Annotated in this window: 25 protein-coding genes; 11 read left to right on the top strand and 14 right to left on the bottom strand. The window is 67.9% G+C overall.

Annotated features, from left to right (window positions below; translation table 11 throughout):
• Nucleotides 1-120: 120 nt before the first annotated feature.
• Together ACIBX3_RS47410 and ACIBX3_RS47405 are read right to left on the bottom strand one after the other, a co-directional pair.
• Nucleotides 121-501 (bottom strand): hypothetical protein, encoded by a 381-nt coding sequence (locus ACIBX3_RS47410; protein ID WP_397127276.1) that lies wholly within the window; start codon nucleotides 499-501, stop codon nucleotides 121-123.
• On the bottom strand, nucleotides 498-1,055 hold the full coding sequence (locus ACIBX3_RS47405; RefSeq protein ID WP_397127275.1) for a MarR family winged helix-turn-helix transcriptional regulator: 558 nt from the start codon (nucleotides 1,053-1,055) through the stop codon (nucleotides 498-500). Before ACIBX3_RS47405 ends, ACIBX3_RS47410 begins: the two co-directional genes overlap by 4 nt.
• A gap of 118 nt (nucleotides 1,056-1,173) precedes the next feature.
• On the opposite strand from ACIBX3_RS47405, the gene ACIBX3_RS47400 reads away from it, so the two are divergent.
• Complete coding sequence (locus ACIBX3_RS47400; protein WP_397127274.1) at nucleotides 1,174-1,788, top strand: TetR/AcrR family transcriptional regulator; 615 nt, start codon at nucleotides 1,174-1,176, stop codon at nucleotides 1,786-1,788.
• Entirely contained in the window at nucleotides 1,754-2,515 is a 762-nt protein-coding gene (locus ACIBX3_RS47395) for an alpha/beta fold hydrolase (protein ID WP_397127273.1), read from the top strand. Before ACIBX3_RS47400 ends, ACIBX3_RS47395 begins: the two co-directional genes overlap by 35 nt.
• Before the next feature lie 191 nt (nucleotides 2,516-2,706).
• Here ACIBX3_RS47395 and ACIBX3_RS47390 read toward each other — a convergent pair whose 3' ends face one another.
• Complete coding sequence (locus ACIBX3_RS47390) at nucleotides 2,707-2,931, bottom strand: hypothetical protein (protein ID WP_397127272.1); 225 nt, start codon at nucleotides 2,929-2,931, stop codon at nucleotides 2,707-2,709.
• Between the two features lie 15 nt (nucleotides 2,932-2,946).
• On the bottom strand, nucleotides 2,947-4,140 hold the full coding sequence (locus ACIBX3_RS47385; protein WP_397127271.1) for a cytochrome P450: 1,194 nt from the start codon (nucleotides 4,138-4,140) through the stop codon (nucleotides 2,947-2,949).
• Between the two features lie 190 nt (nucleotides 4,141-4,330).
• Between ACIBX3_RS47385 and ACIBX3_RS47380 the strand changes: the two genes are divergently transcribed.
• Nucleotides 4,331-5,071, top strand: coding sequence for a polysaccharide lyase (locus tag ACIBX3_RS47380; protein WP_397127270.1), 741 nt, complete (start codon nucleotides 4,331-4,333; stop codon nucleotides 5,069-5,071).
• 72 nt (nucleotides 5,072-5,143) lie between these two features.
• Here ACIBX3_RS47380 and ACIBX3_RS47375 read toward each other — a convergent pair whose 3' ends face one another.
• Genes ACIBX3_RS47375 through ACIBX3_RS47360 form a run of 4 tightly spaced genes read right to left on the bottom strand, consistent with a single transcriptional unit; the run spans nucleotide 5,144 to nucleotide 9,890 of the window.
• Nucleotides 5,144-6,814: an amylo-alpha-1,6-glucosidase gene (locus ACIBX3_RS47375; protein WP_397127269.1), complete on the bottom strand. Its 1,671-nt coding sequence runs from the start codon at nucleotides 6,812-6,814 to the stop codon at nucleotides 5,144-5,146.
• Between the two features lie 25 nt (nucleotides 6,815-6,839).
• The gene (locus tag ACIBX3_RS47370; protein WP_397127268.1) at nucleotides 6,840-7,646 is read right to left on the bottom strand and encodes a carbohydrate ABC transporter permease; all 807 of its coding nucleotides are present in this window, start codon (nucleotides 7,644-7,646) and stop codon (nucleotides 6,840-6,842) included.
• The gene (locus ACIBX3_RS47365) at nucleotides 7,643-8,605 is read right to left on the bottom strand and encodes a carbohydrate ABC transporter permease (protein WP_397127267.1); all 963 of its coding nucleotides are present in this window, start codon (nucleotides 8,603-8,605) and stop codon (nucleotides 7,643-7,645) included. The genes ACIBX3_RS47370 and ACIBX3_RS47365 overlap by 4 nt, the downstream gene beginning before the upstream one ends.
• Before the next feature lie 4 nt (nucleotides 8,606-8,609).
• Nucleotides 8,610-9,890 carry an extracellular solute-binding protein gene (locus ACIBX3_RS47360; RefSeq protein WP_397127266.1) on the bottom strand — a complete coding sequence of 427 codons (1,281 nt, stop codon included), beginning with the start codon at nucleotides 9,888-9,890 and terminating at the stop codon, nucleotides 8,610-8,612.
• Between the two features lie 254 nt (nucleotides 9,891-10,144).
• Between ACIBX3_RS47360 and ACIBX3_RS47355 the strand changes: the two genes are divergently transcribed.
• The 5 genes from ACIBX3_RS47355 (at nucleotide 10,145) to ACIBX3_RS47335 (ending at nucleotide 13,906) form a co-directional block, all read left to right on the top strand.
• Nucleotides 10,145-11,161: a LacI family DNA-binding transcriptional regulator gene (locus tag ACIBX3_RS47355; protein WP_397127265.1), complete on the top strand. Its 1,017-nt coding sequence runs from the start codon at nucleotides 10,145-10,147 to the stop codon at nucleotides 11,159-11,161.
• Nucleotides 11,162-11,326: 165 nt separating this feature from the next.
• The gene (locus ACIBX3_RS47350) at nucleotides 11,327-11,551 is read left to right on the top strand and encodes a hypothetical protein (RefSeq protein WP_397127264.1); all 225 of its coding nucleotides are present in this window, start codon (nucleotides 11,327-11,329) and stop codon (nucleotides 11,549-11,551) included.
• A 233-nt stretch (nucleotides 11,552-11,784) separates the two neighbouring features.
• Nucleotides 11,785-12,249 (top strand): hypothetical protein, encoded by a 465-nt coding sequence (locus tag ACIBX3_RS47345; RefSeq protein ID WP_397127263.1) that lies wholly within the window; start codon nucleotides 11,785-11,787, stop codon nucleotides 12,247-12,249.
• A 79-nt stretch (nucleotides 12,250-12,328) separates the two neighbouring features.
• Nucleotides 12,329-12,664, top strand: coding sequence for an ArsR/SmtB family transcription factor (locus ACIBX3_RS47340; RefSeq protein ID WP_397127262.1), 336 nt, complete (start codon nucleotides 12,329-12,331; stop codon nucleotides 12,662-12,664).
• Between the two features lie 12 nt (nucleotides 12,665-12,676).
• Nucleotides 12,677-13,906 carry a GNAT family N-acetyltransferase gene (locus ACIBX3_RS47335; protein ID WP_397127261.1) on the top strand — a complete coding sequence of 410 codons (1,230 nt, stop codon included), beginning with the start codon at nucleotides 12,677-12,679 and terminating at the stop codon, nucleotides 13,904-13,906.
• A 44-nt stretch (nucleotides 13,907-13,950) separates the two neighbouring features.
• On the opposite strand, the gene ACIBX3_RS47330 is transcribed toward ACIBX3_RS47335, so the two are convergent.
• Complete coding sequence (locus ACIBX3_RS47330) at nucleotides 13,951-14,361, bottom strand: arsenate reductase ArsC (RefSeq protein WP_397127260.1); 411 nt, start codon at nucleotides 14,359-14,361, stop codon at nucleotides 13,951-13,953.
• Between the two features lie 133 nt (nucleotides 14,362-14,494).
• Here ACIBX3_RS47330 and ACIBX3_RS47325 point away from each other — a divergent pair, with 133 nt between their 5' ends.
• A complete protein-coding gene (locus tag ACIBX3_RS47325; RefSeq protein WP_397127259.1) occupies nucleotides 14,495-14,881 on the top strand; it encodes an ArsR/SmtB family transcription factor in 387 nt (128 codons plus the stop codon).
• Nucleotides 14,878-15,630 carry an aquaporin gene (locus ACIBX3_RS47320; protein WP_397127258.1) on the top strand — a complete coding sequence of 251 codons (753 nt, stop codon included), beginning with the start codon at nucleotides 14,878-14,880 and terminating at the stop codon, nucleotides 15,628-15,630. Before ACIBX3_RS47325 ends, ACIBX3_RS47320 begins: the two co-directional genes overlap by 4 nt.
• A 52-nt stretch (nucleotides 15,631-15,682) precedes the next feature.
• Here the strand turns inward: ACIBX3_RS47320 and ACIBX3_RS47315 are convergent, their stop codons facing one another.
• The gene (locus ACIBX3_RS47315; protein WP_397127257.1) at nucleotides 15,683-16,060 is read right to left on the bottom strand and encodes a metalloregulator ArsR/SmtB family transcription factor; all 378 of its coding nucleotides are present in this window, start codon (nucleotides 16,058-16,060) and stop codon (nucleotides 15,683-15,685) included.
• Between the two features lie 80 nt (nucleotides 16,061-16,140).
• Nucleotides 16,141-16,341, bottom strand: a complete 201-nt coding sequence (locus tag ACIBX3_RS47310) for a hypothetical protein (RefSeq protein ID WP_397127256.1) — start codon at nucleotides 16,339-16,341, stop codon at nucleotides 16,141-16,143.
• A gap of 202 nt (nucleotides 16,342-16,543) precedes the next feature.
• Here ACIBX3_RS47310 and ACIBX3_RS47305 point away from each other — a divergent pair, with 202 nt between their 5' ends.
• A complete protein-coding gene (locus ACIBX3_RS47305; RefSeq protein ID WP_397127255.1) occupies nucleotides 16,544-17,164 on the top strand; it encodes a VOC family protein in 621 nt (206 codons plus the stop codon).
• Nucleotides 17,165-17,217: 53 nt separating this feature from the next.
• Here the strand turns inward: ACIBX3_RS47305 and ACIBX3_RS47300 are convergent, their stop codons facing one another.
• From ACIBX3_RS47300 to ACIBX3_RS47290, 3 genes are read right to left on the bottom strand one after another with little or no spacing between them, the layout of a single operon-like run.
• Nucleotides 17,218-17,889 (bottom strand): hypothetical protein, encoded by a 672-nt coding sequence (locus ACIBX3_RS47300; RefSeq protein ID WP_397127254.1) that lies wholly within the window; start codon nucleotides 17,887-17,889, stop codon nucleotides 17,218-17,220.
• On the bottom strand, nucleotides 17,886-19,424 hold the full coding sequence (locus ACIBX3_RS47295; RefSeq protein WP_397127253.1) for a hypothetical protein: 1,539 nt from the start codon (nucleotides 19,422-19,424) through the stop codon (nucleotides 17,886-17,888). Before ACIBX3_RS47295 ends, ACIBX3_RS47300 begins: the two co-directional genes overlap by 4 nt.
• The gene (locus ACIBX3_RS47290; RefSeq protein WP_397127252.1) at nucleotides 19,421-19,738 is read right to left on the bottom strand and encodes a hypothetical protein; all 318 of its coding nucleotides are present in this window, start codon (nucleotides 19,736-19,738) and stop codon (nucleotides 19,421-19,423) included. The genes ACIBX3_RS47295 and ACIBX3_RS47290 overlap by 4 nt, the downstream gene beginning before the upstream one ends.
• Nucleotides 19,739-19,803 lie beyond the last annotated feature (65 nt).

Below are 19,803 nucleotides of genomic sequence, written 5' to 3'. Positions count from 1 at the left end.
CCGAAGTGGTGCTCCGGCGACCCCGGCTCACCGAGCAGGAGTAGGTTCGAGAACACGCCCCGCTCGATCCGATCACTGGTGGGTTGTGGACGGCACGGGCCTGATGCGCAGCACGTCACCTCACGGCTCGATCTGGGCTTTCATCGACTGCCAGGGCGAGGCATCGAACAGCAGCATGATCGAGACGATCTTGCCGCCGTCCAGGCGGAAGTGCTCGGCGGTGCGCTGCGTGCCGACCGGTGTGGCGGTGTGCACGTCATACACGAGCGTCGCCTCGGCTTCGCCGTACAGCTCGCTGACGAGCTCGACTCCGGTCACGATCGACACGAACCCCGGCAACGTGGCCAGATGTCCCACCCGATCGTCGGAGTTGATGAACGGGCTTTGAAACCGAAACGGCTCACCGACATACGCCGCGGCCGCGGACACATCGCCGCGGAAGCGGGCCTCGTGATAACCGCGTACGGCGCGGCGAGTCCGGTCCTGAGCGGTCAGGGTCACGACTGAGATCCGATCTGACGAAGATGGTCGGCGAGGCGGTGTTGATTGGTGGCCAGCCGCAGGCACAGGTCGCGGAAGGCGAGCAGTTCCTCGGGCGTGAAGCCCTGGAACATCGCCCGCATCGCGAGCTGCGAGGGTTTGCGGAATGCCTCGATCCACGCCTGTCCAGCAGGCGTGATCTCGGCCAGGACCGACCGCCGGTCCTTCGGGTCGGGGACGCGGCGGACCAGTCCGTCGCGCTCCAACGTGTCCACCAAGCCGGTGACATTGCGAGAACTGACCCCGGCGGCGCGGGCAAGGTCGCCGATGCTGATGCCCTGGTCGGTCGTGCTGAGCCGGATCAGCACGTCGAGGGCGCCCGCGCTGACCCCTCTGCCTTCAGAGCCGTGGGCACGCATGCGTTCGACGGCGTGATAGGCGGTGCGGACGGCGGCGCCCGCCTCGAAGGCGAGCAGGTCGCCATCGCCATCGGCGAACTGAGTCATCGCCGCCCTGACTCGAGGATCGTAGAGGAACCCGTCCGGATCACGCTCATAGTTATATACGTCGTTCATAGTAAGGAGAGAGACTAGTACCTGCTTCCAGATTCCGTCAATGGACACCCGTCGGCCCGGTGCGGCCGCAGAGGGCTATGCTATGAACAAATAACCAATCTGTTCATATGGAGATAGTGTGCCGACGGCGTTCTCCCAAGAAGAGCGGGCACGGATATCCGGGCAACTGCTTGATACCGCGACCCGCCTTTTCGCCACCCAAGGGCTGCGCAAGACCTCCCTGGAAGAGCTGACCGCTCCCGCGGGCATCGCCAAGTCCTCGCTTTATGCCTTCTTCGACTCCAAGGAAGATCTCTACCTGGAGGCCATGCTGCGGCAGAACGAGCAGGTGCGACGACGCGTGATAGACGAGGGGCTCCACCGCGGCACCGACACCCGAGACGCGCTGCGGCGCTTCCTGCACGCCACGGTCGCCGAACTCGACGCCAGCCCGCTCTACCGGCGGCTGATGTCGCACCCCCAGGAGATGGCCGCGGTCGCGGCCAAGCTCACCCCCGAGCGGATGGCCGCCGCCGAAGGGGGCCCGATGGCCGACGTGCTCCAGTTCCTCGGCACCCATCTGGAAGGCGACCCCAGGGTGCTGCTCGGCGTGCTTCGCGCGGTCCTGCTGACCCCGCTGCACGCCGAGCACCTGGGCTCCGACATCTACCCGGCAGTGATGGACCGCCTGATCGATGCAGTCACAGAAGGGCTCGCCCATGCTGAACGACCTGCCGTACCTGTCGGCCGGTGAGGGACCACCCCTGGTCGTCCTGCTCTATACCCCGCAAGCGGCCAACCCGAAGGGGCCGGCACGCTGGTCCACCATGCGGCTGGTGCGACCGTTCACCAAACATTTCACCGTCTACGTCGTCAATCGCCCGCCGGGGCTGCCGCCGGTCACGATGATGACCGACCTCGCCGCCGTCTACGCGCGAGCGATCGCCACCACCTTCGAAGGCCCGGTTCACGTGCTGGCCATCTCCACCGGCGGCTCCATCGCCCTCCAACTTGCCGCCGACCATCCCGACCTGGTCGACCGCCTGGTCCTGGCCGGCACGGCCTGCACCCTCGGCCCCGCCGGCAAGCGAGCCCAGCGCGCCTACATCGAACGCGCACGCCACGGCAAGCGGCCCAGCGCGGCGCTGGCCGAGATCGTCACCGAATCGACGATCGGCCGCGTACTGCTCAAAGGCCTGTTGTGGCTGTCAGACGGCGGCCACGAAGACTACACCGACGCTGTCACCGTGCTCAACGCCGAAGACGGCTTCGACCTGCGAGGACGGCTGCACGACATCAAGGCGGCCACGCTGCTGATCCACGGCGGGAAGGATCTCGTCTATCCGCTGGACCTGGCCCGGCAGACGGTCGAAGGCGTCCCCGACGCCCGGCTTGTTGTCTATCCGGGTCGAAGTCACAACGGCACATTCACCGACAAGCGTTTCGCCCCTGACGCACTGGCCTTCCTCACGGACAGCTGATCAACGCGACCAGGCCCGGTCCTCACCAAGCCTGCCCGGCTCGCCAGGCTCCCGCGAGCGACCACCTCGGCCGCCCAGCATGCGAACGATCGTCCGTGAGGCCTGCCAGCAGACGCCGGCAACCTGTGGAGAGCCTCACGCCGCAGCCGGCCACGCCGGATCGGAAGCGATCGCGCGTTCTACGGCGATCTTCATGACCACACGATCGACATGGGGGACCAGACCCGCCGCAGGGCTTGGGCGGCCTGGGCGACGTCGCCGTGGACCAATCGGCCCGAAGCCTTCACCACCTGTCCTGCGACGAGGCCTGTGTCCATGTTCCAGGCGCGCTCGGTGGTGAGGACGTTGATGTCGTCCAGTCGAAGCATGCTGACGTCGGCCGGCTCGGAGCGTCCATCGTGCCACGGTGGGATCATGCGCGGCCTGCTCGGCTACCAGGTCACCGGTAACCGGTGTACGCCGTAGACCAGCATGTCCGACCGCATGGGCACCTCCTCGGCGGGCACCGCCAGGCGCAGCCCCGGCAGTCGGTCGAGCAGTGCGGGCAGGGCGATGCGCATCTCGTTGCGGGCGAGTTGCTGGCCCAGGCACTGGTGGATGCCGTGTCCGAACGTCAGGTGGCCGGTCGCGTCCCGGGTGATGTCCATGACCCCGGGATCGGCGAACCGCAGCGGGTCCCGGTTGGCCGTGGGCAGGGAAACCGTCACGGTCTCACCCGCCTTGATCGTGTGACCGTCGAGTTCCACGTCCTCCAGCGCCGTCCGGACCATGAAGTCGACCACTGTGAGATAGCGCAGCAGTTCCTCCACCGCGCCCGGCACCAGGGTGGGGTCGCGGCGCAGTGCGGCAAGCTGGCCGGGGTTGCCGAGCAGGGTGAACGTGCCCAGGGCGAGCATGTTGGCCGTCGTCTCGTGCCCGGCCACGAGCAGCAACAGCGCCACGCCGGACAGCTCGTCCTCGGCGAGCTCTCCGCCGGACGCCAGACCGCTGATCAGGTCGTCGCCCGGCCGGGCCCGTTTGTCGGCCACCAGGGCGCGCACGTAGGTGTTCAGCTCGTTCATCGCCTGCTGCTTCTGCTCGGTGCTGACATTCAACGCCACGAGTGTCGAGGCCTGCCGATGGAAGCTGTCGCGGTCGGCGTACGGGACGCCGAGCAGTTCGCAGATCACCAGGGCCGGGATCGGCAGCGCGAAGTCGCGCACCAGCTCGGCGGGCGGGCCGGTACGTTGCATCGCGTCCAGCGTGGCGGCCGTGATCTCGGTGATCCGCGGTTCAAGCAGTTTCATGCGGCGCACGGTGAACTGGCCGGTCAGCAGCTTGCGGTAGCGGGTGTGCTCGGGAGGGTCCATGCGTACGAAGAACGCGGGCGGACGGCGCATGGCCTGGTGCCGCGCTATCTGCGGCGTCGTTGGATGGTGCAGCTCGGTCCGGGTGCTGAAGCGGACGTCGCCCATCACGGCCCGGGCCGCCGCGTAGCCGGTCACCAGCCAGCCGAGGTGGCCGTCGGCGTACCGTAACCTGCGGACCGGGGCTTCCTCGCGCCACTTCTCCAATTCCTGCGGGGGATCGAGGGGGCGCTGACGCCGGGTGGGCATGGTGACCGGATGGGATGCGGCATCGCTCATGTCGAGAACTCCTCATAGATCGTTTCTGGTCGCTGCCACCTGCCCCCACAACATCCATCACCCGGAGCCGGTCATCAATGGCAACGGGGAATGCCCCTGCCCGTGTGACCGGCAAAAATTTAAGTAACTTTACTAATAATTCTGTGCATGTGATACTCGCGTCTCAATACCCCCCACGGAGGAGGATCACATGCGCCGCCGAGTGGCCACCGTCATCATCGTCGCCTTATGCGCGGTCCCCGCCCTGGCTCCGGCAAGCCCGGCGACCGCCGCTGAAGTGTTCTTCCAGGACACCGGGACTCTGACCGGCTGGAGCAACTACCCACAAAAGCCGCAGAAGCAAGGCGTGATCCGTACGGTCGGCAGCCCTGTGTACAAGGGGACCACCGCCATCGAGGCGCGGCAGACGTACGTCGACGAGGGCGGCGGGTATCACTCAGAGACCATCCAGAGCCGGACCCAGGCCGTGGGCCAGGACCGCTACTACGGCCAGGCCATCTACCTGGCGCCGAACTGGCAGTTCCACAACCAGAACGTCACCTTCCAGCAGTGGTCGCCCGAGGACCCGGAAGGGCCCTGGGAGCTGATGTTCGTCCAGAACGACGAACTCCGGATCGGCGGCTCGGGCGGCTTCGCGGCCACACTCGCCAAGATCACGAACCTTCGTGGCACGTGGATCAGGATCGTCACCCGCCTGAAGTTCCACAGCACCGCGGGCGCCTTCGAGGTCTGGGTCAACGGGCGGAAGGTGTGGAGCAGGACCGGGATCAGGGTGCTGCCCAAGACATCACAGACCATCCGCTGGTCGTCGGGGATCTACTGCACCGCATGGCGGAACGGCACGCCCGCCGGCCCGCGCGTACTGTCGATCTACCACGACCACGCCAGGATCGCCTCCTCCTACGCCCTGGCCGAGCCCGCCAACTGGTGACACACCGACGCCCGGCCATGCCCGGGCCGCCGCTCGGCCGACCTCGCGCTGACCGCGCGGCGGGAGCCGCCGTCAGCCCCTGCTTCGCTGCTCGTGGGCGGCGGCGAGGATGAGGTAAGCACTGGCCGTCCAGGTATAGGCGCGGTCGCGCAGCCCTTCGCCGGTGCGGGCGTCGAAGTTCTCGGCGAAGCCGGACTTCTCGCACAGCATGCGGAAGCGGGCGCTGATCTCGTCGGCGAGGCCGGTGTATCCGGCGCGGCGCAGGCCGTCTTCGATCAGGACGGTCGAGGGCGCCCAGATCGGGCCGCGCCAGTAGCCGTCGTCCTGGTAGTGCTCGGAGGCAGGCAGTTCGGTGGCGAGACCGAATGCGGTCAGGTGCTGCTCGATGCCGGCGGCCAGGGCGGCGCGGACGGGTTCGGGCAGTTCGTCACCGAGCACGATCGGAATGAGGTCGAGCAGGCTGGAGCTGGGCCAGGTGCGTCCCGAATGGGCGCCGCGGGCGACGAACCGCTCGCCGTCCCACAGCCCGGCGAGCAAGGCGTCGCGCATCCGGTCGGCCTCTTCCGTCCACCGGGCGGCCGCGCCCTGGTCGGTGGCCAGGCGGGCCAGCTCGCGCATCTGGAGTACGAGGAAGGCGGCCAGGTCGGCGGTCTCGACGACGCGCTCGGGATCGAAGGTGGTGGCGTTGTCCCAGCCGCTGTCGTTGCCGTGCTGGTAGTGCGGCAGTTCGCCGCCCGGGGCGCGGCGGGCTGTCAGCCAGAAGGCGGTCCAGCGTTCCAGCAGCCGATACGTGTCCACCGGCTCGGGCGGCGGAGGAAGGTGGCGCAGGGCCCAGCCGTGGATGGGCGGTTTGACGAAGTTGTAGAGGACTTCGGAGTGGGTGATGGAGTCGGGCAGAGCGCCGGCGGCGTCCTGGTGGTCGAAAGGGAGGCGGTACTGGTCCCATGCCAGGTCGGGCAGGCCGTCGGCGACGGCGATGGCGTTGAAGCAGTGGTCCCAGCTCCACACCTTGTCCATCCAGTGCTTGGACATCAGGACGGCGGGCCTGGTGACGAACCCGGCGGGGCGCACGGTGGCCGACCACAGCACGTACGCGGCCAGCTCAGCGGCGGGCGTGCGGTCGCCGCGCCAGGGCGCGACGGCCTCGGCGAACCCGTCGAACTCGGCCCGCGCCGCCTTGACCACCTGCTCGAAGGGGTCCGTGCGCGCGTATGGGGTGCGGGCGGTTTCGTACTCCTCGATGGCGATCTCCCACTCGCCGCTCAGGACGACGCCGCGCTCGGCGGTACGAAGCGCCTGTACGCCGAGGTGCTCGGCCTGCCCGCTGAGGAGGGTGATCCGGTAGCGGCGGCCGGTCTGGTAGACGGTGAAGACGTACGATCCGTCGACGGGGTCCTGGTAGAAGTACGGGCCGCTGAACGGCGTCAGGACCGGGTCGGCGGCCAGCAGGCGGAGTCCGAGGCCGCGGCCGCGCACGCGTACCGTGTCGGCGCTCTCGTAGGCGAGGTCGATCCGTCCGTCGTCGCCGGTCCAGGAGAGCTGGTGCGGGGTGGCCGTGATCGCTGCGGCGGTCGCGGGGATCAGCTTCAGGATCGGGTGCATGCCGGTCTGGTGCGAGACCAGGTGCACGTCCTGGGCGTAGGTCTTCTCCGCCACCACGGGCGAGAAGCCGAACCACGATCCGTGGTAGCTGAACGGGATTTCCCGCAGGGAGAACACCGGGCCCGAGGCGGCGACGGTCATGAAGTGAGGGTCCCTTCTCGCAAGGTCAGTCTTTGACGGCGCCCGCGGTGACGCCGGCGGCGACGTAGCGCTGGGCGACGACGAGCAGGATGGTCGCCGGGATGGAGGCGATCACGGCGGTGGCCATGATGGCGTTCCACTCCTGGTTGTTGTTGCCGATGTAGTGGTAGATGCCGAGGGTGATCGGCTGGTGGTCGCCGCCCTGGTCAAGGGTGCTGGCGAAGATGAAGTCCGACCACGCCCACAGGAACGCGAACAGCGACACCGTGATGAGAGAGTTGCGGCTGACCGGCAGCACGATCGACCAGAACGTGCGCACCACGCCGGCGCCGTCGGTGCGGGCGGCCTGCAGCAGCTCTTCGGGGATGCCGGACATGAACGTGGTGAGGATCAGCACCGCGAACGGCACGGCGAGGGTGGAGTCGGCGACGATCAGCCCGGGAACGGTGTTGAGCACGCCGGTGCTGAGGAAGATGGCGTAGAAGCCCATCGCCATGATGATCCCGGGGATCATCTGCGCGATCAGCAGCACGAAACTCAGCGTCCCGCCGCCTCGCGGGCGCAGCTTGGCCAGCGAGTACGCGGCCGGCGCCGCGAGCAGCAGCGTCAGCGCCACCGTGCCCAGCCCGACCACCAGGCTCACGCCCAGGTAGGGGAGCTGCTGGTCCAGCACCGCCCGGTAGCCCTCCAGCGTGCCGTCCACCGGGAACCAGTTCGGCGGACTCTTGCGCATGTCGGTGTCCCGGGTGAAGGACACGTTGATCATCCAGTAGACCGGGAACAACATCACGCCGGTCAGCACCAGGCCGACCGCGGTCTTCCAGTGCCTCATGCCAGTGTCTGCCTTCGCTGCACGCGGATGTAGATCAGTCCGAAGGCCAGCGCCATCACGATCAGCAGGTTGCCCACGGCCGCGCCGGGTCCGAAGGAGGGCACCAGGTTGCCGAAGCCGAGCCGGTAGGACCAGGTGGCGAACGTGGTCGACGACCCGCTCGGCCCGCCCTTGGTCATGATCCAGATGATGTCGAACACCTTCAGCGTGTAGACCAGACCGAGCAGGATGGTGACCGCCGACACCGGCCGCAGCAGTGGGAAGGTCACCTTCCAGAACCGCTGCCAGGCGGTGGCCCCGTCCAGCGCGGCGGCCTCGTACACGGCCGCGGGGATCGCCTGCAACCCGGAGTACAACACCACCAGGTTGAACGGGATGCCGATCCAGATGTTGGCGATGATGACCGACCACAGCGACCAGTCCGGCGAGGTGAGCCAGTTGATCGGCCCCACTCCGAACCAGCTGAGTGCCGAGTTGACCACGCCGGAGTCGCTGTTGAGCATCCACGACCAGGTCGAGGCCGACACGATGAGCGGCAACAGCCATGGCACCAGGAACAGCGCCCGCAACGTGGCCGACAGCCGGAAGTGCTTGACGAAGAACAGCGCCAGCGCGAGCCCGATGCCGAACTGGAAGACCAGCGACACCAGCGTGAAGACCACGGTGTGCCACAGCGCGGGCCCGAACGTCGCGTCGCCGAAGATCTTGACGTAGTTGTCGACCCCCGAGAAAGGCGCGTCGCCCTGCACGAACGAGCGCACCGTGTAGTTGCGCAGGCTCAGCTCGACGTTGCGATAGAGCGGATAGGCGTAGAACACGAGCAGGTAGACGACGACCGGGGCGAGGAACGCCCACGCCGCCCACTGCCCGGATCTGGTACGCGCCGCCCGGTGGCCCCGCCCCCGTGCCGGGGCGGAGCCATGGGCGGTACGCACCGTTGTCTGCGTGACGTGGCTCATGCCGCTACTGGGTCGCGCTCGCCGCCGCGGACTGTGCCGCTGCCATGGCGTCCTGCGGCGACTTGGATCCGCTCAGCGCCGCCTGCACCGCGCCCCACATCGGCTCGGAGATCTTCGGGTATTTCGTCCCCAGGTCGTCGCTGGTGCGGCCCTTGGCCGCCTTGACCGCATCCACCCACACCTGCAGATCGGGGTTGGCCGCCACCTGCTTGGCCTGCACCGCCTCGGTGGGCGCGATGTAGGACAGGGTCGTCGTGGTGGTGAGAGAGTTGTCGGTGCTGGTCAGGCAGGCCACGAGCTTCTGTGAGGTGGCGTAGCGGCCGGTGTCGGACTGCACCGGGATGCTGACGAACTCGCCGCCGGTCGGTGCGGGCGCGGTGCCGCCGTCCTTGCCCGGGACGGGGATGATGCCGTAGTCGAAGCCGGCCTTCTTGGCGTTGGCGAGCTGCCAGGTGCCGTTCTCGGCGAAGGCGTAATCGCCGCCGGCGAACTCCTGCCAGCTCGTGGTCTGGGTGTTGTTGATGACGGAGTTGGGGGCGTACCCCTTCTTCAGCCAGTCCGTCCACAGCGCCACCGCGGACACGCCCTCGGGGGAGTCGAGCTTGGTGAGGTTCGCCCCGGAGCCCCAGAACCAGGGCAGGAACTGGAAACTGCCCTCCTCGGTGCCGATCGCCGAGAACGTGATGCCCTTCTTGCCGGACGCCTTCACCTTCTCCAGCGCCGCGGTCAGCGACGCCCAGTCCTTGACGGAGGCGACGTCCACGCCGGCCTTCTTCAGGACTTCCTTGTTGTAGTAGAGGGCCAGGGTGTTGGCGCCGATGGGAACCCCGTAGGTCTTGCCGCCACTCTGCCCGGCGGCCAGCAGGTTCGGCGCGATCGCGGAGACGTCGAGCTTGTTCTCCTCCGTGGTGGTCAGGACCCCTCCCTCGGCCAGCGTCGAGACCACGGGGTTGTCCACGATGAGGACGTCCGGCGAGTTGCCCTGCTGGGCGGCCAGCAGGGCCTTGTTGGTCAGGTCGCTGGTGTCGTAGCCGGTCCGTTCGACCTTCACGCCGGCCTGGGTGCCGCACGTCTCCAGGAGCTTCACCCACTCCGAGCTCTTGTCGTACTGGGGGTAGGGGTCCCAGATCGTGTAGGCGCCGCCCCCGGCGGCCTGGCTCGCGCTTGTCGAGCCGCCGCCGTCGCCGCCGGACGATGACGAGCCACAGGCGGCGAGCCCGCCCACGGCGGCCAGGACCGCCAGGCTCACGCCGGCCGTACGCCGGCTTCTTGCCGCTGATCTCATTGATCTGACCTCCGCAGACAGGCGTTACACGGCTGTTTCCATTCGAAGTCGAATCGGTTCGCCGAATCGGTTCGACAGAACATAGGCCGGAGACCCCAGACGAGTCAATGGGTCGGGATCCCCGGGATTGCCTGTATGCCGTGGCCAGGTGGGGAACGGGACACATCCACGTCATAGAATCCGGCGGCGGGCTTTTCGTGAACCGATTCGATCTACCATGGTCGCCGACCGGCAGATCTGGACGAGGAGCGCATGTGAACATCGGGGAGATCGCCAAGAGGGCAGGCGTGTCGCGCAGCACCGTCTCCTACGCGCTCACCGGCAAACGTCCGGTGTCGGAGGCGACCAAGCGGCGCATCCAGGCGGTCGTCGACGAGCTGGACTACCGGCCCAACGCCGCGGCCAGGGCGCTGAAGGAAGGCAGGACCCGCACCCTCGGGCTGGTCATACCGCCGGCCAGTCAGCGCCTGACCGACATGCAGCTCGGCTTCGTCGCCAGCGTGGTCGACGCCGCGGCCCGCGCCGACCTGGACGTGCTGCTGTCGCCGTCAGGGGGCGAGCACGACCGGTCGTTCGAGCGGATCGTCGCCGGCCGCCGCGTGGACGGCGTCATTCTCATGGAGATCCGGCTGGAGGACGACCGCGTCGCCCGGCTGCGGCAGACCGGCCTGCCGTTCGTCGGCATCGGCCGCACCCGCCACCCGGAGGAGATGTCCTGGGTGGACATCGACTATGAGACGCTGATCGCCAAGTGCGTGCATCACCTGGCCGACCTCGGCCACCGGCACGTCGCGCTGGTCAACCGCAGCGCCGAGCTGGTCGCCGCCGGATATGGGCCAGGGCACCGCGCGCAGGCCGGCTTCGCCCGCGCCGTGGCGGAGCGCGGACTGGAGGGCGTGCGGGTGTGCTGCGCCGACGACGCCCAGGCCGGGGCGTCCTGCGTCGAGCAGCTCCTGGCCGAGTCGCCGGAGCTGACGGCCATCGCCACCCTCAACGAGGCCGCCGTCGCCGGCATGTACCGTGGGCTGGCCCAGGCGGGCCTGACCGTGCCCGGGGACTTCTCCATCGCCGGCGTCGCCGCGCAACGCTGGGCGGAAAACCTGCACCCGCCGCTGACCGCCGCCGACGTGCCGGCCGACGAGCTGGGCGCCCACGCCGTCGAGCTGCTCATCGAGCGTGTCGCCGACCCCGCGGCCCCGCACCGCCACCTTCTGGTCGCCCCGCCGATCTCGCTCCGCGGCACCACCGGTCCCGCACGTTCCCGGACCTGATCAGAGCAGCGGCTCACATGACGGCGGCATCCCGCGTGCGTGTCGCGGACGTTTCCTGTTCTTGACCACATAGCCCGGACGCGCCTATCGTCCAGTCGAATCGATTCGCAGAATCGATTCGACTATTCCCGCACCCCCGAATGGCAAAGGCGCATGGTCTCACTCTTGTCCCGGCGGGCACGCAGACTCGTGCCGCACGCCCTCCTCGCCTCCACGCTCGCGCTCACCTGGATCCCGTTCAGCGCTGTGCCGGCGCTCACCGCCGTCCAGGAAGCCCCGAACCTGGTCCTGCACTGCGACTTCGAAGGCGACCTGTCCGACGGCACCGTCGCCGACCGCTCCGCCTCCGGCCTCAACGGCACTCTGGCGAACCCCGGGAGATCGCGGTGACGCCGATCACCAGGTGACGCGGTGACGCGAGTGAGGCTGGGGGGACCACCACGGTCCGCCCGGCCTCAGTCGTCGTCGATCTCGAAGCGTCCGACATCCCGTGGCCGTAGCGAATGGATGGCTCTCAACGCCGCCTCAACGGAACCTCAACAGTCCCGCTCCTAACGTCGAGACCACCATCGACCGGGAACGCCGCCGAGACACCTCGGCGGCATCGCTGGAGAGGAAACTCCATGAACGCAGGTAGCAGACTCGCGATCGGCACGACGGCTCTCGCGATCGTCGCTTCGGCACTCATCGGAGGTGCCCGGATCGCGGCGGCAGACTCCGCACAGGCGGCGGCCGGCGCCTCCTTCAGCGTCCTCAGCGGCCGTTGCTCGGCCGCCCGCGACAACTACGGAACCTTCCGCGTGTACTTCTACCAGCGAGGCCGGTACGACGTGTTCAACCGCTTCAACTACCAGCTCGCCGGACCCGGCCTCCGCAACAAGAACAACGTCGAGATCTGGATCCGGGAGCGGCACAGCCGCGCCGTACTGCACCACTGGAAGTCCAAGGACAACGTGCACCGGGGCCACGGAGGCATTCCACTGAACTGGCGGGTGCCGCGCAAGGAGAACGTGGTCGTCGTCGTGAAGTTCACCTTCGACCGCCGAGGCTGGGACCCGAGCTGCGCCGACGTAACGGCTACCGTCTGACCTCCCCGGCAGGCGGTGTTCTGCGCGGCGCGCACCGGCTCTTCCGGCAAAGACATTAATCGTATATCGTCGATTAACGATGAATGAGGAGAAGGGCCCTCTGGCGCGAGCCGAGGCCGAGGAATACGCGAGCTGGTTCAAGGCCCTGGCGGACGCGACGCGGATCCAGATCGTGTCGCTGCTGGCCAGGCGGCGGACGCCGATGAGCGTGGGCGAGATCGTGACCGCCGCCGGAGTGGGGCAGTCCACCGTCTCGCATCATCTGAAGATCCTGGCCGACGTACGTTTCGTGCTGGTGGAGCGGCAGGGCACCTCCAGCCTGTACCGGATCAACGAGGCATGCGTGAGCTGCTTCCCGACCGCCGCCGATGTGGTCATGGGCAATCCGGTTCCGGTCGCGCCCTCTTGCGAGTGAAGGAGCATCGCCATGGCGCATGACGAGATCATCGACCACTACTCCGCTCTGGCCCGGGCCGCGGCCGCCGGGCGGGTCGTCGCCGACTGCGGGCCGGACGCCTTCGAGGAGGGCTGTTTCGGCTCCGCCGGCTACGACGACACGAGCGCCCTGCCGGAGGGCGCCGTGCGAGCCAGCCTGGGCTGCGGCAATCCGGTCGCGGTGGCCGAACTGCGCGACGGGGAGACCGTCCTCGATCTGGGTTCGGGTGGCGGCATCGACGTTTTGCTGTCGGCGCGCCGCGTCGCCCCGCACGGGAAGGCGTACGGGCTGGATGCCAGCCCGGAGATGCTGGCGCTCGCACGCCGCAACGCTGAGCAGGCAGGCGTGGGCAACGCCGAGTTCCTGCACGGCAGCATCGAACATGTGCCGTTGCCCGACCGGTCGGTGGATGTGGTCATCTCCAATTGCGTGATCAACCTGTCCGATGACAAGGCGGCCGCGCTCGGCGAGGCGTTCCGGGTGTTGCGGCCGGGCGGCCGGTTCGGTGTCAGCGATGTCGTGGTGGACGGGGACATCGACCCGGCCCGTCGCCGGGCGGCCGAGCAGCGCATCGGGTGCGTGGCCGGAGCATTGCCGGTGAGCGCGTACAGCGAGCTGCTCGCGGCGGCCGGGTTCGTCGGCGTCCGCATCACGCTGACGGCCGACCACGGCGACGGTGTGCACTCGGCGATCGTCCAGGCGGCCAAGCCCGCTGCCGGGCCCGGGCTGGAGATCCGGCCGATGCGCGAGGCCGACGCCGCACAGGTGCTGGCCGTCTACCAAGCGGGGCTGGACACCGGTCAGGCCGGCTTTGAGACCACCGCGCCGAGCTGGGAGGGTTTCACGGCGGGCAGGCTGACGCGCCTGCGCTATGTGGCGGCCGACATGGAGACCGGTGAGGTGGTCGGTTGGGTGGCCGCCTCGCAGGTGTCGGCCCGGCCGGTCTATGCCGGGGTGGTCGAGCACAGCATCTACGTCCATCCCGGCTGCCAGGCACACGGGATCGGCAGGGCGCTGCTGTCAGCGTTCATCGCCGCCGGTGAGGACGCGGGCGTGTGGACCATCCAGACCGGGATCTTTCCTGAGAATGCCGCCAGCCTGTCCCTGCACCAGGCGCTCGGCTTCCGCCAGGTGGGCATCCGCGAGCGCATCGGCCGTCACCACGGCGTCTGGCGGGATGTGATCCTCATGGAGCGGCGGAGCACGACCGTCGGCATCTGAGCTGCACCGCCGGCCTTATGACGATGAGACTGTGCTCTCGCTGATCAGCCGGATGCGGGCAGCAGTTCGGCGATCAGCGCCTCTACCCGCTTCCGAATCTCATCACGGATCGGACGAACGGCTTCAATCCCCTTGCCGGCGGGGTCGTCAAGGGTCCAGTCCAGATACTTCTTGCCGGGGAAGATCGGGCATGCGTCGCCACATCCCATGGTGATCACGACGTCGGAGGCCTCGACGGACTCGACCGTCAAGATCTTGGGATTCTGGTGAGAGATGTCGATGCCGACCTCCGCCATCGCCTCGACAGCGGCGGGATTCACCTTGTCGGCGGGTGCGGAGCCGGCCGAGCGGACCTCGATCGCGCCTGCCGCCAGATGATCGAGGAACCCGGCCGCCATCTGGGACCGTCCGGCATTGTGCACGCAGACGAACAGCACGCTGGGCTTGTCACTCATCGAAACCTGGCCTCCTTGGCGGGCAGAGCCGGCATGTGCTTCATATAACCGCCACCTCCTGGATGTGGATATGGTCTGCTGCCAGGCTATATTCACATGCGTTGATATCAGCGAGTGTCAATATGGAGTGCCGGTGGAGCTGCTTGAGACGCTGGAATGTTGTTCGCCTCTGGCCAGCGAACCACTCGACATCGAGCAGGCGCTCCGGCTGGCTCCGGTGTTCAAGGCCCTAGGTGATCCGGTACGGCTGCGCATCGTGTCGATCGTGGCCAGTCACGCGGGCGGCGAGGCGTGCGTGTGCGACCTGACGGCCGCCTTCGACGTGTCCCAGCCCACCATCAGCCACCACCTGAAGGTGCTCAAGCAGGTCGGGCTGCTGACCAGCGAGCGGCGCGCCTCGTGGGTCTACTACCGCGTCGTGCCCGAGATGATGGCCGAACTGTCCGCGCTGTTGGATGTCTCCAGAGCCCTGGGCGCGTCCCTGGAGGGCGGCATTTCGCGTCAGGACGGTGCCCGATGAGCCTGCCACGGCGGCTGCTGGCCGAGTTCGTGGGCACCGCGCTGCTGGTGACCGTGGTGGTCGGCTCGGGGATCATGGCCCAGACGCTGTCCCCGGATGACGTGGGCCTGCAACTGCTGGAGAACTCCACGGCGACCGTGTTCGGCCTCGGCGTGCTGATCGTCGTGCTCGGACCGGTGTCGGGAGCCCACTTCAACCCTGTGGTGTCGGCGGCCGACTGGTGGTACCTGCGGCAGGGCGGGGCCGGCCCGCGCATCGGTGACCTGGCGGCCTACGCCGTCGCGCAGATCCTCGGCGGCATCGGCGGGGCCATCCTGGCCAACGCGATGTTCGACAAGCCCGCGATCTCCTGGTCCACGCACGAGCGATCTGCGCCGCATCTGTGGCTGGGCGAAGTCGTCGCCACCGCGGGGTTGGTTCTGGTCATCTTCTGCTTGGTCCGCGCGGGCCGGGCGGCCGTCGCGCCGGTCGCGGTGGCCGGCTACATCGGAGCCGCCTACTGGTTCACCTCCTCCACCAGCTTCGCCAACCCCGCCGTCACGATCGGCCGGGCATTCTCCGACACCTTCGCCGGGATCGCCCCGTCGTCGCTGCCCGGCTTCATCGCGGCGCAGGCCGTCGGCGGAGTCGTTGGTCTCCTGCTGGTGCGCGGCCTGTTCGGTCGCGTCGAAACCGTCGTCCAGGAGCCTGTCGTGCCGCGTGCGGACGGTCCCGATCCCGCCGCCGGCGCGGGTCCTGCCGCCCACTGAGGTCTGCCTGGCGGGGGGCGGCTGTCGGCGCGGCCGAGCTGCGCAGCAACGGTCATGCAGTGACGAGTTCCACGTCGACCGGCCCGGCGGACGCGGGCTCGGCCAGCGGGGCGAACAGGGCACCCAGCTTGTTCACCGTCTCGGGGATGATGCGGTAGTAGACCCAGGTGCCGCGCCGCTCCCCGTCGATGAGCCCGGCGGTGCGCAGCACCTTGAGGTGGTGGGAGATGGTGGGTGCGGTCAGGTCGAAGGCGTCGGTCAGGTCGCACACGCATGCCTCGCCGCCCGCGTGCGAGCCGATCATGGACAGCAGGCGCAGGCGTACCGGGTCGGCGACGGCCTTGAGCAGGCCGGCCAGCTCGGCGGCGTCGTTCTCGCTGAGCGGCTCCCGGGCGATCGGGGCGCAGCACGCACCTGGTGTGGCGGTCACGACGACACCTCCTGATTCGACAATTGTCTAAATGATAGGCGATGGCAGGCGACGAGCGCGAATGCGGCGCAGGCCGTTGTTCAGTCGCAGCAGCTCCCGCCACCGGAGGCGGACACCGTGGCCGACGGCAGCGGGGTGGCGAGCAGACCGCCGCTGATCCCGGTGGCCAGACCGACCCGCTGTTCCTGTGCCTCGGCCAGGCTGGAGGAGCACACGCCGGTCTCGGGCAGGTCGAGCTGGACGTCCCGGGCGGCCTCCCAGTCGCCTGACACCGCGGCCACGACGGAGCGAGCCTGCTCGTAGCCGGTGGCCAGAAGGAAGGTCGGTGCGCGGCCGTAGCTCTTGACGCCGATGGCGTAGTAACCCGGCTCGGGGTGGGCGAGCTCGTCCGCGCCGTGGGCGGGGACGGTGCCGCGACGGACTGCTCAGTGCCGGACGGTCTCGGCTGATCACCTCGATGCCGTCGCCGGTGGCGTGCACGTGGTGGGTGAAGAAGCCGGTCAGCAGCGTGATGCGGCCGGAGGCGACCAGGGCGTGCAGGCGGGGCAGCAAGCGGGCCGCTCCGTCGTCGCCGCCCTGGCCGGAGACTGGCGGGCCGCCCGCGACGTCCGACCGGAGTCGCCCGAATCCGGCGTCCGCTCCGTCGCCCTGGGCGCGATCACTTCGTCATCGTGCTCGCACAACGCCGAGAGGACCGCGGAATTGGGTCGCGCGGGCGGCGGCCGCGGAGTTACCTTCGGCGGCATGCGACTCAATCACCTCGCCTTAGCCGTGCGCGACATTGAGCGGTCACGGCGTTTTTATGAGAAGTACTTCGATTTCGGCGCCGGTCCCGCGAGCGAATACCCGGACGGCACCGTGATCATCAGGGATGCGGACCGCTTCGATCTCGCGCTCCACCCGGATCCCGATCCCCGGAAGATGCCTGACTTCAGCCACTTCGGGTTCGCCTGCCCGGACGGGGCGACGGTCAACCAGCGGTTGGAACTGCTGACTGCCGACGGCGTGCCGATCGTTGAACGTTACGACGAGCCACGCTTCAGCAGCTTCAAATGCCTCGACCCGGACGGCTACGTGATCGAGGTGTACTGGGAGCCGGCGTAGCCGCTATATGACCGCCATTGACCAGGACAAGTCAGCATGAAACGACGAGCAAACTAGCGCACGTTGTCGTTCCGCGGTTCCTTGCCGGCCTGGCCGGGTCCGCTCTCGCCCATGACCACCGCGGGGCCGTTGATGACTTTCTTGGCCGGGAGGCCCCCGGCTTCCACGCAACTGGCTCCCACCGGTAGTGGCGGTGGCCGCTCGGGGAACAGATCGGAAACCGGCTCTCGCGAGCTCGGCGCGCGCATTTCGATGTACATCTCGATACTGCCCGGCAACTGCCCGAGCCCTTCGGCGATGGCGAAGTAGGACACCCCGTCGACAACCTTGTACGCGTGTGCGGTGAAAGACCACGCGTCCCAGGCGCCCTCCTGAGGCGGGTTGGGGTCATCGGACTTGCGCGGTGGCAGGCAGACCGTGGCGTAGACCGTCCAGCCGCTGTCGCGCAGCTTTTGCATGCCTTTCGCGGCCCACTGCCGCGCGTCGTCAGCCGGAGCCGCCGCCGGCTGGTCGGCCAGAACCGCTGTCACCATGCCGCGGGTCGCGGGGAGCCGGTCCGACTTCTGGAACGCGACCCGGGTGGACGGCTTGTCGATGGCTTCCCTGACAAAGGGCTGTGACAGCATGACCTCGAGCTGCTCATGATCGGCTTGCGTGGTGGCGCTCGAGGCGAAACACCCGCTCAGCAGCACGCAGATCGGCACCAGCAGCAGTCGTCGGGTCATTTGGGGGTCACCACGCCCTGGACGTGTTTGTAGCCCAGCGCCGAGACGTTGCCGTTGCGGAAATCGTCCTCGCTGACGCGGACCATTTCTCCGCTCGGGTTGTAGAAAATCAAATCATCGCCCTCGTGCCCGACGAGCAACACATAGTGGGCAGGGTAGGAGTCCCCGATGAGGACCGGCACCGTGTGGCCGGCGTCCACCGCGCCGACGGCATCGTTGAGCGCAGGGTTGACCGAACCGGCGGAAGTGTCGTCGACGAGCCGCCAATCATAGTTCGCACCGAAGGAGTCGGCGTGCTTGTTCATCTCGTCGGTCAGTCCCCATGGGCTGGTGCCCAGGCTCTGCGGCCACACGGTGTTGGTGGAGTCGTGGATGCGGTTCTGCTCGGAGGTGAACTTTTCCTGGAGTTCGGTGGTCGACAGCGGGTTGCCTTTTTCATCGGTGGTCAGGCTCATCGCGTACAACGGGTCGTTCATGGCACGCGCCACCATGATCGAGGTTGAGCCGCAGGTCGTCTGATTCTGCTGCTCCAGCTCGACTCCGTTGACGCGGACCGTCCCGCTGCTCCCCGGGTTGACCAGGCTGAGATGCTCGCGTAGCCAGGTCTCGCTCTTGCCGTGAATGAGCGAGGCGAATTTGGCGATGTCATCGACCGAGTGCCCGGCCGCGAGCGCTTTCATCAGATAGGCGCGCTCGGCCTCGGAGCCCGCGCTGTCGAGAAGCCGCTGCATGTGAGCCCGATCCGCCTCCGACAGAGCGTCCATCTTGGACGCCGCCTGGGCCAGCTGCGTCGTGGTCAGGATGCCGTTTTCTTCCCGCGCGATGCCGTCGATTCCCGCGTTCGCCAAGAGGACCGCATCGAAGGCGTCTATGTGGGGCGACCGGACGGCGCCTGCGCGTGCCTTGCCCTGTACGTCACGCAACCCGCGTCGCAGTGTGTCTGACGCGGTCTGAAGCTGTTCGAAGACCTCGATGGCACCGCCAATGGCCCCGAGGGCTTTGCGGATCTCGTCGACGATGCCGCCGTCACCGTCGAACGGCCACACGCTGTCCAAGACGTTGCGCAGGATGTCCTGAGTGCTGTTGAGCTCGTTCACTGCTTCGACCAGGCGTTGCCGGTGATGGCCCAGTTCCCGCTTCAACCTGCGGACCTCGTCGGCGTACTCCTGCAGCAACGTGTCCGCCTTGCGCATGGCCGGCGCGGCCTGCTGCAGCAGATCGTCAGTCGCCTTGAGCGCGGCGAGCGCCTCCGTGGCGGCGTCGCCTTTCCATACCGATGGGACCGAAGTCTTTGTATGGTCGATATCGGTGCTGGCGGTGTCGAGAGCGGTCGCCATCTTCTGAAAGGCCTTGCCGAGCTCGTCGATACCGTCCGGATTCCCCGGCACGTCTCGGAATATCGAGGTCAACGTGGACAGGGTGCTGACGATCTCGCCGATCATGGCGACCGGGTTGGAAATCGTCGCGAGGAAGTCCCTGACCTGCTTGAGCCGGGTGATCGCGGTGGTCACCTGCAGGTAGTCGTCCGAGGTCATGTGCCGCCGCCCGGGTCGGGCCGTTTCCCCGCGGCGATGTAGTCATCGACCGACTTGAATCCCGCGGCTGACGCGCGGGTCGCCAGGCACCATTGTTCGAGCACCTCGCGATAAACGTCGAACTCTTTCTCCCAGACTTCGCGCACCGCCACGACGGCTGCGACCGGATCGGTGAGCTTTAATTGGTCCTCAGGTGACTGAAGCGCGTTCTTCCAGTCGCGGCGGGCGATCCGGATGTCATCGGCGGCATCGCAGATGATCCCGGCTTTCCGCGTGATCGCGCCATGCGTGTAAAGGACCTCTGGTAAGCTCATGTTTTTTCCCGGGATATATCTAAAATGCGCGCTGAATGGAACATGCGGCTTTACGAGGTGGACGA

Origin of the sequence: Nonomuraea sp. NPDC049480 (assembly GCF_044465905.1) — a bacterium.
Classification (GTDB): Bacteria; Actinomycetota; Actinomycetes; order Streptosporangiales; family Streptosporangiaceae; genus Nonomuraea.
Note: the sequence above shows the minus strand (reverse complement) of the source record. Positions and strands in the feature narration are given on the sequence as shown.